The organism is Gordonia sp. KTR9 (assembly GCF_000143885.2).
In the GTDB taxonomy this organism is placed as follows: domain Bacteria; phylum Actinomycetota; class Actinomycetes; order Mycobacteriales; family Mycobacteriaceae; genus Gordonia.
On record NC_018583.1, the window covers coordinates 98,458 to 110,729 of the forward strand.

The 12,272-nt window shown below is 60.8% G+C and carries 7 protein-coding genes, 3 pseudogenes and 1 other annotated feature; of the genes and pseudogenes, 6 read left to right on the top strand and 4 right to left on the bottom strand.

Translation table 11 applies throughout. The features are described 5' to 3' along the window. Positions 1-223: 223 nt before the first annotated feature. Positions 224-571 (top strand): annotated as a pseudogene (locus tag KTR9_RS26055) (transposase); the annotation flags it as partial. Between the two features lie 142 nt (positions 572-713). On the opposite strand, the pseudogene KTR9_RS26060 reads toward KTR9_RS26055, so the two are convergent. The 4 genes and pseudogenes from KTR9_RS26060 to KTR9_RS26080 all read right to left on the bottom strand — a co-directional run. Continuing rightward, positions 714-1,535 (bottom strand): annotated as a pseudogene (locus tag KTR9_RS26060) (IS256 family transposase); the annotation flags it as partial. A gap of 31 nt (positions 1,536-1,566) precedes the next feature. Continuing rightward, positions 1,567-2,838 (bottom strand): annotated as a pseudogene (locus tag KTR9_RS26065) (IS3 family transposase). Continuing rightward, positions 2,432-2,560 (bottom strand) — a sequence feature (AL1L pseudoknot). It overlaps the preceding pseudogene by 129 nt. A gap of 239 nt (positions 2,839-3,077) precedes the next feature. Further along, positions 3,078-6,110 (bottom strand): MMPL/RND family transporter, encoded by a 3,033-nt coding sequence (locus KTR9_RS26075; RefSeq protein WP_014928953.1) that lies wholly within the window; start codon positions 6,108-6,110, stop codon positions 3,078-3,080. Positions 6,111-6,192: 82 nt separating this feature from the next. Continuing rightward, positions 6,193-6,531 (bottom strand): DUF4873 domain-containing protein, encoded by a 339-nt coding sequence (locus KTR9_RS26080; protein ID WP_004021766.1) that lies wholly within the window; start codon positions 6,529-6,531, stop codon positions 6,193-6,195. A gap of 133 nt (positions 6,532-6,664) precedes the next feature. Here KTR9_RS26080 and KTR9_RS26085 point away from each other — a divergent pair, with 133 nt between their 5' ends. The 5 genes from KTR9_RS26085 (at position 6,665) to KTR9_RS26105 (ending at position 12,197) form a co-directional block, all read left to right on the top strand. Next, positions 6,665-7,633 (top strand): AurF N-oxygenase family protein, encoded by a 969-nt coding sequence (locus KTR9_RS26085; RefSeq protein ID WP_004021765.1) that lies wholly within the window; start codon positions 6,665-6,667, stop codon positions 7,631-7,633. A 161-nt stretch (positions 7,634-7,794) separates the two neighbouring features. Continuing rightward, on the top strand, positions 7,795-9,315 hold the full coding sequence (locus tag KTR9_RS26090) for a flavin-containing monooxygenase (protein ID WP_004021764.1): 1,521 nt from the start codon (positions 7,795-7,797) through the stop codon (positions 9,313-9,315). A gap of 47 nt (positions 9,316-9,362) precedes the next feature. Next, entirely contained in the window at positions 9,363-10,232 is an 870-nt protein-coding gene (locus KTR9_RS26095) for an SDR family NAD(P)-dependent oxidoreductase (protein ID WP_004021763.1), read from the top strand. After that, positions 10,229-11,302 carry a ferredoxin--NADP reductase gene (locus tag KTR9_RS26100; RefSeq protein ID WP_004021762.1) on the top strand — a complete coding sequence of 358 codons (1,074 nt, stop codon included), beginning with the start codon at positions 10,229-10,231 and terminating at the stop codon, positions 11,300-11,302. The genes KTR9_RS26095 and KTR9_RS26100 overlap by 4 nt, the downstream gene beginning before the upstream one ends. Then, on the top strand, positions 11,292-12,197 hold the full coding sequence (locus KTR9_RS26105) for an alpha/beta fold hydrolase (RefSeq protein WP_004021761.1): 906 nt from the start codon (positions 11,292-11,294) through the stop codon (positions 12,195-12,197). The genes KTR9_RS26100 and KTR9_RS26105 overlap by 11 nt, the downstream gene beginning before the upstream one ends. The last annotated feature ends 75 nt before the right edge of the window (positions 12,198-12,272 follow it).

The following is a 12,272-nucleotide window of genomic DNA, read 5'->3' on the forward strand; positions in this document are numbered from 1 at the left end:
ACCATCAGCAGGACGCCGGTTCCCGCTGACCCGGGTCCTGTGACATCGACAGGAGGCAACCGGGAAGCCTGCAGTTCTTCTCGCAGCGTCACGTATCCTGGCCTTCGACCACGCCACCGTGCAGGCGTCCACCCGTGATGCTACCGGCGACGCGGACAACGATCGAGACATGGCGCGGAGCCACTTTGCCGCGGTGCGAAACCAGATCCGCTACGACCCCTACACAGCAGCCCGCATCCTCCTCGAAGTCGGCGACGGTTCAGCATTCGCCACCGCAGGCCACCTGGCCGCCTACGCCGGCATCGCACCAGTCACCCACCGATCCGGCACCTCCATCCGTGGCGAGCACCCCGCCCGATTCGGAAACCGCAAACTCAAACGAGCCTTCTTCCTCTCCGCGTTCGCCGCACTGCACGACCCCACCAGCCGCGCCTACTACGACCGCAAACGCGCCGAAGGAAAGAAACACAACGCCGCCCTCATCTGCCTGGCACGCCGACGATGCGACGTCCTCTACGCGATGCTCAAGCACAGCGAGCCCTACCGAACCCCAATCGCTTCAGCTGCTTGACAAACCCATAGGGACACCCCCCGTTCTGGACGACCCCCACCCAGCGTCTCACGCACGCTCACCACGAGCTCGGCGGGAATCGGGCCCCGACGGGTCTGTCCGATATTCGGTGTAAGCGGCGGTTTTCCGATTGCTCGGCGGGTCAGCGTTCTTCGGCTGCGGGCATACGATCGGCGAACGTGATGGCCGGGGCGTTGAGCGCTGGCTTCCAGCGTACGGCCCACTTCGTCTGACCGGTACCCTTCGGGTCCAGCGACCGGGTGACCAGGTAGAGCGTTTTGAGTGCGGACTGCTCGTTCGGGAAGTGTCCTCGAGCGCGCACCGCACGCCGGTAGCGGGCGTTGAGACTTTCGATCGCGTTGGTGGAGCACAACACTCGCCGTATCTCGACGTCGTAGTCAAGGAACGGGATGAACTCCTCCCACGCGCTCTCCCACAGGGTCACGATCGCCGGGTACGGCGTGCCCCATTTCTCGGCGAATTCCTCCCACCGCGCCCGGGCGTCAGCGGCGGTCGGCGCGGTGTAGATCGGTTTGAGATCGGCGCTGATCGTGTCCCAATACTTGCGGGAGGCGTACTTGAAGGTGTTGCGGATCAGATGGATGATGCACGTCTGTACCGTGGCCAACGGGAACGCGGCAGATACACTGTCGGGCAACCCTTTCAATCCGTCACACACAACGAAGAAGATGTCGCGGACACCCCTGTTCTTGAGGTCGGTGAGCACCGCCAGCCAGAACCTGGCCGACTCGCCGTCGCCGTCGCCGGCCCACATGCCGAGGATGTCTTTGTGCCCGTCGAGATCCACCCCGATCGCGGCGTAGATGGGCCGGTTACGCACCTGCCCATCCCGGATCTTGACCATGATCGCGTCGATGAACACCGCCGCGTACACTTTCTCCAGCGGGCGTGCCCACCACGACACCATCTCTTCGATGACCCGATCCGTGATTCGGGAGACGGTGTGAATCGCCCCGGGTTTGCTGGAGGCTCGGTTAGTTGGTTCCAGCGTTTGCGGGGACCGGGTTCTCACGGTAGCTGGTGACGGTGTGGGTCGACCAGTAGGCGCTCTCGTACTCGACGGGTGGGACGTGTCCGATCTCGCCGTGCAGGCGGCGGTGGTTGAACCATTCGACGTACTCAGCGACGGCGATCTCGACCTCGCCCACACCTGCCCAGCCGCCTCGCGGGGTTACGGATGCATTCGGCTTTGAACAGCGAGTTGAACGCCTCAGCCATCGCGTTGTCGTATGAATCCCCTTTGGAGCCAACAGATGTCACCGCTTCGGCTTCGGCCAGTCGTTCGGTGTAGCGGATGGCTCGGTATTGCACTCCGCGGTCGGAGTGGTGGATCAGCCCGGCCACGTCGTGGCCGGCACGCGACCGTGCCCACAATCCCATGTTCAGGGCGTCGAGGGCGAGGTCGGTGTGCATGGTGGTCGAGACCTGCCAGCCGACGACCATCCGCGAGAACACGTCCAGGACGAACGCCGCGTACACCCAGCCCGAGTGGGTGCGGATGTAGGTCAGGTCCGCCACCCACAACGCGTTCGGTGCCGCCGCGGTGAACTGACGGTTGACCCGGTCAGCCGGCCGGGGTGTTTCAGCTCCCTCGCTGCGCGTGGTCTTGCGTGTCTTGAGTCTCGCTATCCCTTGCAGCCCGTCGGCTTTCATCAATCGCTCGACGGTGCAGCGGGCAGCACTATGGCCCTGTCTGCGCAATTGGGCATGCACCTTGCGGGCACCGTAGACGCCGAGGTTGTCGGCATGCACCGCGCGGACCTGGGTAAGGAGCTCCCGGTCACGCACCACACGAGGCGCCTCGGTCTTCTGGGGGCTCAGGTGGGCTCGTACCGTGGACGGAGCGATCTGGGCGGACGTATCGCGCAATGCCGCACAGATCGGATCGACTCCGTGTTCATCGCGGTGAGCCGCGACGAACTCCACGATCAGCGCTGTGGGCGGTCGATCTCCGCCGCAAAGAAAGCCGAAGCCTGCTTCAAGATCGTGTTCGCTCGCCGCAGTTCACGGTTCTCCCGCTCCAACGCCGCGATGCGGTCAGCGTCCTCACTCGTGGTGCCCGGGCGGACCCCGCCGTCGATCTCGGCCTGACGAACCCAATTGCGCAACGCCTCGGGATGGACTCCGAGCTGATCGGCGATCCGCTTGATCGCACCTCTCGACGAATCGGGATCTCGTCGCGCTTCACATGCCATCCGGGTGGCCCGGTCCTTGAGTTCCTCACTGTACTTGCGTGGTGCTGCCATGCTCTCCATCCTTCACAGGTTCGAGAGCCTCCGACAGACCCGGGGCGGTTCAACCACCAGCCAGCCGCGTACCAAGGTCAGTGCAGCTAGCGTTTGAATTAGGACGCAACTCATCTATCACGGGCGACGGTGCTGCGTCATGCTTATGCCCCTCCTACCTGTTGACGGAATGGTCGGGATATTCAGCGACCGACGCTTGTCAGATCCCCATGGGTCCGTCCGCGTGACTTTTGCGATGGTCAAGGGGCGAGCCGGAAACGGTCGATGTCACCCGGCCACCAGCTCGCAGTGCCCAGCAGCACCGCTAGCGCCGGGACTACTAAGGTCCGCACCAGGAACGTGTCGAGCAGCAAACCGACACCGATGATGAACCCGATTTGCACCATCACATCGATGGACCCGACCATCAGCCCAAACATGCTGGCCGCGAATATCAACCCAGCCGAGGTGATGACCGACCCGGTGTAAGCGACGGTACGCATTACGCCGACCCGCACGCTCCACCTCGTTTCCTCTCTCAGCCGTGACACCAGCAGCATGTTGTAGTCGGCGCCCACCGCCACCAAGACAATGAACGACACCAGTGGCACGGGCCAGGCGATCCCGGCACCGAGGATGTGTTGAAGTACGAGCACACCAATACCGAGAGCCGCCATGTAGTTCAAGACGACGGTTGCAAGGAGATAGACAGGTGCAACGACGGCCCGCAACAGCAGCATCAGGATCAGACCCACGATGAGAAGGGTGGCTATGCCGAGCAGTTTGAAATCGTACGACAACAGTCGCTGGACGTCGGCATTGATCGCAGGAAAGCCCGCAACAGAAGCACGTCCGCCCTCCAGAGTGGTGTTCGGCATCGCGTTCTCGGCGACGCTGGACAGCTCGTTCGCCAGCGTCATTGCATCGGCAGAGTATGGGTCGTAGGCGGTCTGTACCGCATAGCGCACGGTTTTCCCGTCGGACGAGATGAACTGTCGAGCGACCTGACTGAACTGCTGGTCCTTGAACGCATCCGCGGGGAGATAGAAGCCGGTTGCCGAGTCAGAATCGCCGACCTCCCGTGCGGGAGCCCGAAGCTGTGCGGCGACCTGTGCCAGTCCACTGAGTAGCTGAAGGTTGCTGTCCACCAGAGCACCGACTCCGTTCGACAACTGACGCGCGCCGTCGGCAAGTGCGCCGACGCCGGATTCGAGTTGCGAGAGCCTGTTCCCGAGGTCCTGTCCGCCGATGGCTTGTAGTGCAGAATCCAGCGTTTGAAGAGAACGCTGCAGCTGTGCAATGTTGGTCGAGCCTGGCGCACTCACGCGGCCGAGCTGCGCGGCAAAGTCAGCCACCCTCCCAAGCGACTGATCATCCGCGAGTGCCCGGATGTCGGCCATTTGCGCGCGCAGTGCCGAGCACTGCGCGATCTGCTGGCACCACGGATTGTCTAACGCGGACAACGCCGGCGCGACCGCATCTGCCGCAGACTGGGCCCGACGTGCGAGTTGAGACAGCTCGGGCGCTTGCTTGGAAAACTGTCTAAGCCTTGGGGCAGCGTTCGCCAGTTGGTTCACAAGCGGCCGATACTCGTCGAGCTGCGGGCCAAATGACGACACCTCGTCGAGCAACCCCGACAGCGGAGCGAGGTTGGAGGATATCTGGTCTTCTAACAGTGCCAGGCCTCCGGCGAGCTGCTCTGACCCCGTCTTCAGGACGGCCAGATCACCCTTGCGGGCCTGTCCATCACCGGTCTCCTCGGTGATCTTGGTACCGATCTGATCATTCTGCCAAGATAATTGCGCCTGCTCTAGCTTCTCACCGGTCGGCCGCGTCACGCCAATGACCCTGGTCACGCCGGGAATCTGCGCGACGCGGGAGGCTAGCTGGTCGAGGTCGGCAAGGCCTTGAGCCGTGCGCATGTCGTTCTCGGACTCCACCACCAAGAATTCTGAGATGATGATGTCTTTCGGGAAGTGGCGGTTGAGAAGCGCGTATCCTTCGTTGCTCCCTGTGTCAGGTGGCTGCCCCTCGCGATCGTCGTAGGTGATCTGAATTGTTGCGGCGACCATGGCGAGGCCGATCAACACGACCACACTGATCGCGAGCAGAGGGACCGGCCGCCGGATAACCATGACTCCGACTCTTCTCCAGTAATCCCGCGTCAGGTCACGGCGGGGAAGGCCGGCGCCTTTCTTGGCAGCGAAAGAGAGTACGAGGGGCAGCAATGTCACCGTCGCCAAGAATGCGAAAGCTATGGCGATTGCGCAGGCCGGACCCAAAGTGTTAAACACACTGAGCTTGGCGAAGGCCATAGCCAGGAACGCTAGGGCCACAGTGCCCGCCGACGCTAGAACCACGCGGCCGATAGTTGCATTCGCGTGGGCGATAGCGACATCAGGAGAGTAACCCGCTCGAATACCTTCATGATAGCGGCTGATGAGGAACACCGAATAGTCAACTCCGGCACCAAAGATGATGACGGTCATGAACATTGACGTGAACTGGGATACCGGCATGCCCAGCTCGCCCAGTCCAGATAGAACTCCGCGACCCACAGCCAAGCTCATGCCCACGACAAGCAGCGGCATCAGCGCGGTGAAGACCGAACGATAGACGATCAGGAGGATCACGGCGATCAGCAGCACGGTGGCAACAGTGATCAGGACCAGATCCGACTCGCCCACGGCGAGTTGGTCGCTAAAGGTCGCGGGCGGGCCTGTCACACGGACTGTCGTCCCACTGTCACGAAAGATACTCTCAGCGATCTCACGCACCGCTGCGACCGCCTCCGCGGTATCGGGTCCCCCGAGTGTGCCGGCCACTCCCACGGGCAGATACCAGGCTTGCTTGTCTTTGCTGAGAGCCTGACTTGCGGTGAGGGGATCGCTCAGCAGGTCCCGGACAGCGATGACGTGCCTGTCGTCCGCCCGCAGGGTGTCGACAAGCACGTGATATCGATCGCGGGTGTTGTCGGACAGGCCTGCACTGTTCTCCATCACAACGAATACTGTGGTCTTGGCGCCGCGCTCGTCGAAAGATGCACCCATACGGTCCAAGGTCTGAAAAGACGGGACTCCGGCCGGGATCGGATCCACAGATTGTTCCCGTATCACTGACTCCAGTTGAGGAAAGAGAAGGCCTAAGCCGATGGCGGCGCCGAGCCAGACCAGCGTCACAATTCCCTTGCGGCGGAGGGTAAACCATGCAACCCGCTCAAGGGTCGGACTGTACTCGCCGAGTTTCTCGCCCCCTCTCGACGGGCGGGTTCGAATGGGAGACGAACTCACCATGTGCAATATCCTCTCGACCTGAAGTGGGCGACCCAATCGTGCGGACCCGTTTCGCGAATGTCCGTGCGGCGGTGGATGGTTGTCACTTGTGGTGGTGCTCGACCATGTTCTCGACTTCCTCGAGAGTGGTGGGCAGGTGGTATGGCGGAGTGCTCTTGCCTGAGATGCGGTATCGGCCCCAGAAGTCGGGATCCCCGACGACACACTCCGCTCGGCCCTCGGGGGTCGTAAATACAGCGATCGCGCGGGCGCCTTTCAGGAGCCCGTCGAGCTCATCATTCTTCTGAATCCGGCCATACCAGGTGTACAGGCCGTTCAGCGGCTGGAAATAGCCTTTGATCTTCGCTTCGACATGGATCTCCGCCCCGCGGCACACCAGGGTTCCTTCGCCGGAGTAGTCGAGGTCATGGTCGTCAGACATGCAGTCCTACCTTCTTCGCACTGAGCGTTGACAAATATCGCAGTTCGTGGATACTAGCAGTACCAGATACTATGAGTAATGGGTACTGGGCGCCAGGCCCCGACTCCCAGCCTTGAACGACCGAGGAGAAGACATGACCGTGCAGGATGTCCAGATGAACCCCGACTTTTCGAAGGAGGGCATGGCTCGGGTGAACGGGCGTAAGCCCGTCGACATGGAACGATCTGCGGGTCGATTGCTGCGGTCTTCCGCGGAGAAGTTCTACGACGCGGAGATCGACATCGACTGGGAGTCGCCCTGGGAGGAAGGCAAGTGCTTTCTGCCAGAGCATCGAGTGTCGCTATACGGCACCAGGCTGTGGGACAAGATGACTGAGGAGCAGCGTCGCGAGTTGGGGCGCCATGAGATCGTGAGCATCCTCAGTTTCGGCATCTACGCAGAGAATCTGTTGAGTTCAGCGCTTCTGCGCATGTCGGCGAAGGGGGCTTTAACCGATCAGAAGTCTCTATACGCGTTGACAGAGATCGGCGATGAGTCCCGCCATTCCACTATGTTCGCGCGCCTCATCAACAAGACGGGCGTGCCCCCCTACAAGCTTCCTAAGGGCTTCTTGAGCTTCGCGAAGATCCTGCATTTCGTCCCTCTCGGGCCGTCGGTGTCTGGAGCTACGCTGTTGATCGAGGAAATCCTGGACCGCGCCCAGCGCGAGGCGATGAACGACCCCAGTATGCAGCCTCAGCTTCGCCAGCTCATGAAGATCCACGTCCTTGAGGAAGCCCGTCACATTACCTTTGCGCGACTGGAGATGATCGAAGGCATGCAGCGTCGTCGTAAGGCGACGCGCGCTTGGCACCGAGGGGTGCTTGCCGTCATCGCGAACCTGGCGTACCCGCTGCTCATTAATCCGAAAGTGTACCCCGCAGTGGGAATTAGTCGCTGGCGTGGCGTGTGGGCGCAGCAGACCAGCCCAAACTATCGGACCAACCTGCAATTTATGTCGGAGCCCATGATTCGGTTCTTCCATGAGGCGGGAATGTTGGAAGGCAAGTTCACAATGGCCATGTGGCGTGCGACGCGGAGCCTTCCCGACGATCTTCGCTGATCTCCGTTCACGCGGCCGAGCCGTCGTGATCGACATCAGTTAGACCTGTGCGGAGCATTCTCGATGGCTTCGCGATCACTTCCGCCTCAACAGATCACCTGCCGCCACTGTGCGCAGGTGATGTGTTGTGCGATCCAACCTACGAGGGAGAAAGCATAAACATGGCATCATCGACTACCCGGCGCGCCTCGCGCGCAACCGCCAAGACGGATTCAACCAACGACCCGATTTCGACCAAGATTCTGATTATTGGAAGCGGGTTCTCTGGTCTCGGGATGGCCGCGCAGCTTAGACGTCGCGGGTATAGCGATTTTCTGATTCTGGAGAAGGCAAGCTCCGTCGGTGGGACCTGGCGCGACAATACCTATCCGGGCTGTGCATGTGACGTTCCGTCGCTGATGTACTCGTACTCATTCGAGAGTCGAGGTAGCTGGTCGAAGGTGTGGTCGTCACAGCCAGAAATTGAGCGGTATCTACAGGATGTCGCGGATAAGCGTGGCGTGACACAAAAGATTCATTTCGGTCAGAAGTTGGTTTCTGGATACTGGAGCGAGTCGGAGTCGCGGTGGCACCTGCGTACTGAGTCCGGACGTGAGTACATTGCTCAGTTCGTGGTGTCAGGAGTCGGTGCGCTGCATATCCCCAATTTTCCCGAAATTTCGGGGATTGAGGACTTTAAAGGCGAAGCGTTTCACTCCGCACAGTGGGATCATTCGGTGGATCTGGAGGGCAAGCGTGTCGCCGTGATCGGCACTGGTGCCAGCGCTATCCAGTTTGTACCTTTCGTGCAGAAGGAGGCCATGTCCCTCAAGGTCTTCCAGCGAACCCCTGCCTGGGTCCTACCCCGCAAGAATTTCTCCGTTCCGCCGGCCCTGCGGACTCTTCTGAGTAAACTCCCGATTGCACGTCGTATCGCCAGGTGGTCGGTGTACTGGGGTGCGGAGAGCCTGGCCTTCGGCCTCAACGGTCACTCTAACCTCATGCGGCCAATTGAAAAGGTCGCTCGGTGGAACATTGAACGCTCCATCTCTGATCCGGCATTGCGCAAGAAACTGACCCCGTCGTATCGTATCGGCTGTAAGCGGATTCTGGGGTCAAACGACTATTACCCGGCGCTTGCGGCACCTAACACCACTGTCATCAGCGATCGGATTGAGAAGGTGACCGCTGATTCCATCATTTCTTCAGACGGTGTCGAGCATCTCGTGGACGTTATAATTTATGCGACCGGTTTTCACGTGACTGATGGTTTCGATCAGCTCGCCCTGAAAGGTGCCACTGGCGAGGATCTCCCGTCCCACTGGCATCAGACGGGGATTAACACGCACCTGGGCATCACGACCGAGGGTTTTCCCAACCTGTTTTTCCTCCTCGGACCCAACACGGGCCTCGGCCACAACTCAGTGGTGTTCATGATCGAGCAACAGATCAAATACATCATGAAGGCCATCGACACAGTAGAAAGCCGAGGCGCTGAGAAGGTTGACGTACGCCCGTCCGTGCAAGAACAGTTCAACACCGACATCCAGCGGAAGCTGGCCAAGGGAGTGTGGACCAACGGCGGCTGCACGAGTTGGTATCTCGACTCGCAGGGCGTCAACCGGACCGTGTGGCCGGGCTTCACATGGCAGTACTGGCGCGCCACGAAAGATTTCGAGCCCGCCGAGTACGACATCGCCTGAGCCCGAACGCACGGAGAGACACGATTCGAAGAGATGGTGGGACGACGGTGAGCAGTTCTAATCGGCATGACTATACCGGCAAGGTGGCAGTGATCACCGGTGCCGCGTCAGGGATCGGTCGGTCTCTGGCACTCCAGTTGGCGGAGCGAGGTGCCGCACTGGCACTGTCCGACATTGATGAGATGCACTTGAAGGAGACTGCAGAACTTTGCCGCACCACGCATGGGGCAACGGTAACCGCCGCCGTACTAGACGTTGCGGACCGCGCTGCTTTTCAGGACTATGCCGACGGAGTGCGGTCAGAGTCGGGCCACGTCGACATGGTGTTCAACAACGCCGGCGTGGCCTTGGGCGTCGACGTGGTCGACATGAGCTGGGAAGACTTCGACTGGCTCATGGGCATCAACTTTGGCGGAGTCGTTAACGGGTCGAAGGCGTTTCTGCCTCACCTGATCGCGTCCGGGGACGGACATCTCATTAACACGTCGAGCGTCTTCGGCTTGATCGGAATCCCCAGCCAAAGCGCCTATAATGCCGCGAAATTCGGCGTCAGAGGCTTCACCGAGGCGCTCCGACAGGAGATGAAAATCAGTCGATACCCGGTCACAGTGACATGTGTGCACCCGGGGGGTGTAAAAACCAACATCGTCAACAATGCCCGAGGCGTTTCCGCCATGGGGGCAGACACCGCGACTGTCGCCTCGCTGTTCGACAGGATCGCACGAAGCACCCCGGATAAAGCAGCGGCGACAATCCTCAAAGGTATGGACAAGAAGAGAGCGCGAGTGCTGATCGGTGCGGACGCCCGCGGTTTCGACTTCGTGGCACGGGTGATCGGTCCCCGCTACCAGGACATCGCGGCGCCACTGACACGAGCGGGTTACGCGGTCGCACGTAGACAGGGGATCCTCAAGTGACCGTCGAACCCGATTCACGTCCGGCTGCCGCGGCGGCCCGCTCACGCACCTTAACCGTCTCGGAAGTGATCCAGGAAACGAAAGACTCCGTTACCATTTCGTTCGAAATCCCCGACGCCATGGTCGAGGAATTCAAGCATACCCCAGGGCAATTCATCACCGTCAAGATCCCATCTGATCGGACCGGTCATGTCGCACGGTGCTACTCATTGAGCAGCTCGCCTCACGTCGACGACTTCCGTCTCGAGATCGGCATCAAGCGGACCGAGAACGGTTACGCATCGAACTGGCTGTGCGATAACGCGATTACGGGAATGGAATTGACCGTCCTCCCGCCGTCAGGGCATTTCACGGCGAAGAATCTCGACGTTGATTTTCTATTCTTCGCAGGAGGAAGTGGGATCACTCCGGTCTTTTCGCTGATTAAGTCGGCACTTGTGTGCGGCGGGGGCGAGGTCACACTATTCTACGCGAACCGCGATGCCGAGTCGATCATGTACGGGGGGCAACTGACGCAGATCGTCTCCGAGTTTCCTGAGCGTTTCACCGTCTTCCATTGGTTGGAGTCGGCTATGGGTATTCCGACGCCTCAGAATGTCGAGTCCGCCATACGTGAGCACCGCGGTGCACAGATCTTCACCTGTGGTCCGGCGCCGTTCATGGATCTGGTGCAGAAGTCGGCGGAGGCCTGCGGTGTCGAGCACTCCTCGGTACATCGAGAAGTCTTCCAGTCACTGACCGGGGATCCGTTCGATACAGCCACGATGCGTCAGCTTGGTGACGACGACGGTGTGGCGACCGCTACGGTCTATCTGAATGGGCAGTCCATCACGACTGAGTGGCCGCGCAACACGCCGTTGCTCGACGTGCTACTGGCCCAAGGCCACAATGCCCCGTACTCCTGCCGAGAAGGAGCCTGCAGCGCGTGTGTATGCAAGCTGGTCGAGGGTGATGTAGAAATGGCCCAGAACCACATCCTCGTTGAGGGTGATGTTGCCGACGGTGAACGGCTCGCATGCCAGGCACTTCCGCTGACGGATTCTGTCACGGTGAGCTTCGATGACCTCTGAGTTTGCGAGTGCGTCGCGAGGATCGCGTGACCTCGAGGTCCTTTCCTCCGACGGGACCAAGTTGTTCGCTCAGGAATTCGGTCCGGGCCGGGATGCTCCGCTCCTAGTCTTTAGTCACGGCTGGGCTTGTCAGGGACGTTTCTGGCGTCCGCAGGTCGAGCAGTTCGCGGCGACGCATCGGGTGGTGGTCTACGACCAACGCGGACACGGGTTGAGCGACCGGGGCCGGGTACCGTTCTCGGCGAAGCTCTTGGCCGATGATATGGAGGCCGTAGTCCGGGCAGTGGCGACTCCCGCCGACAAGGCTGTCGTGGTCGGACACAGCATGGGAGGCATGTCCATCATGAGTTGGGCGGCTGAGTACCCCGCCTCGGTTTCGGAGCTGGCCCGCGGAGTAGTACTGGCAAGCACCGGGCCATCACAGTTGGTGGATCGGTCTACATTGCTCAAGGTTCCCCGACAGCTACGACCGAGACTTGAGCGGGCCTTCGCGGCCAGTCTTGCAGTCGCCGGACCCGAGATGCAGGGGACGCGTTTGTCTCGCCGCCTGATTCGTTACGGAACCCTGGGCCCGGGCGCGACTGCCGAGGTAGTCGACGAGTGCGCCGACATCGTGTTGCGATGCCCACCACAGGTGCGCGGGATGTGGGGTTCAGTGTTGGCGACAATCGACGTCAGTAAGGGGGTTGACTCGCTGGAGGTGCCGGCGACGGTCATCGTAGGTGATGCCGACAGACTGACCCCAGCGACCCATTCAGTGGATCTCGCAGCGCGCCTGGGTCGGAAGGGCGTTCTATTTGAATTCACTCTTCTTGACAAAGTCGGTCACATGTCCAACCTAGAGGCCGTCGAAGACTTCAATTCAGCCGTGGCCAGATTAGACAAATCCGCCTGACGCGGGTCTCGTCGACCCAACCCATGTTCACTGGCTAGTGCGTCACTGGCGCGACAAGTCAGCCATCCTGATAAC

Coding starts and splice junctions, on each gene's coding strand:
- KTR9_RS26075 (WP_014928953.1), bottom strand. CDS start 6,110: ATGGTGAGTTCGTCTCCCATTCGAACCCGCCCGTCGAGAGGGGGCGAG.
- KTR9_RS26080 (WP_004021766.1), bottom strand. CDS start 6,531: ATGTCTGACGACCATGACCTCGACTACTCCGGCGAAGGAACCCTGGTG.
- KTR9_RS26085 (WP_004021765.1), top strand. CDS start 6,665: ATGACCGTGCAGGATGTCCAGATGAACCCCGACTTTTCGAAGGAGGGC.
- KTR9_RS26090 (WP_004021764.1), top strand. CDS start 7,795: ATGGCATCATCGACTACCCGGCGCGCCTCGCGCGCAACCGCCAAGACG.
- KTR9_RS26105 (WP_004021761.1), top strand. CDS start 11,292: ATGACCTCTGAGTTTGCGAGTGCGTCGCGAGGATCGCGTGACCTCGAG.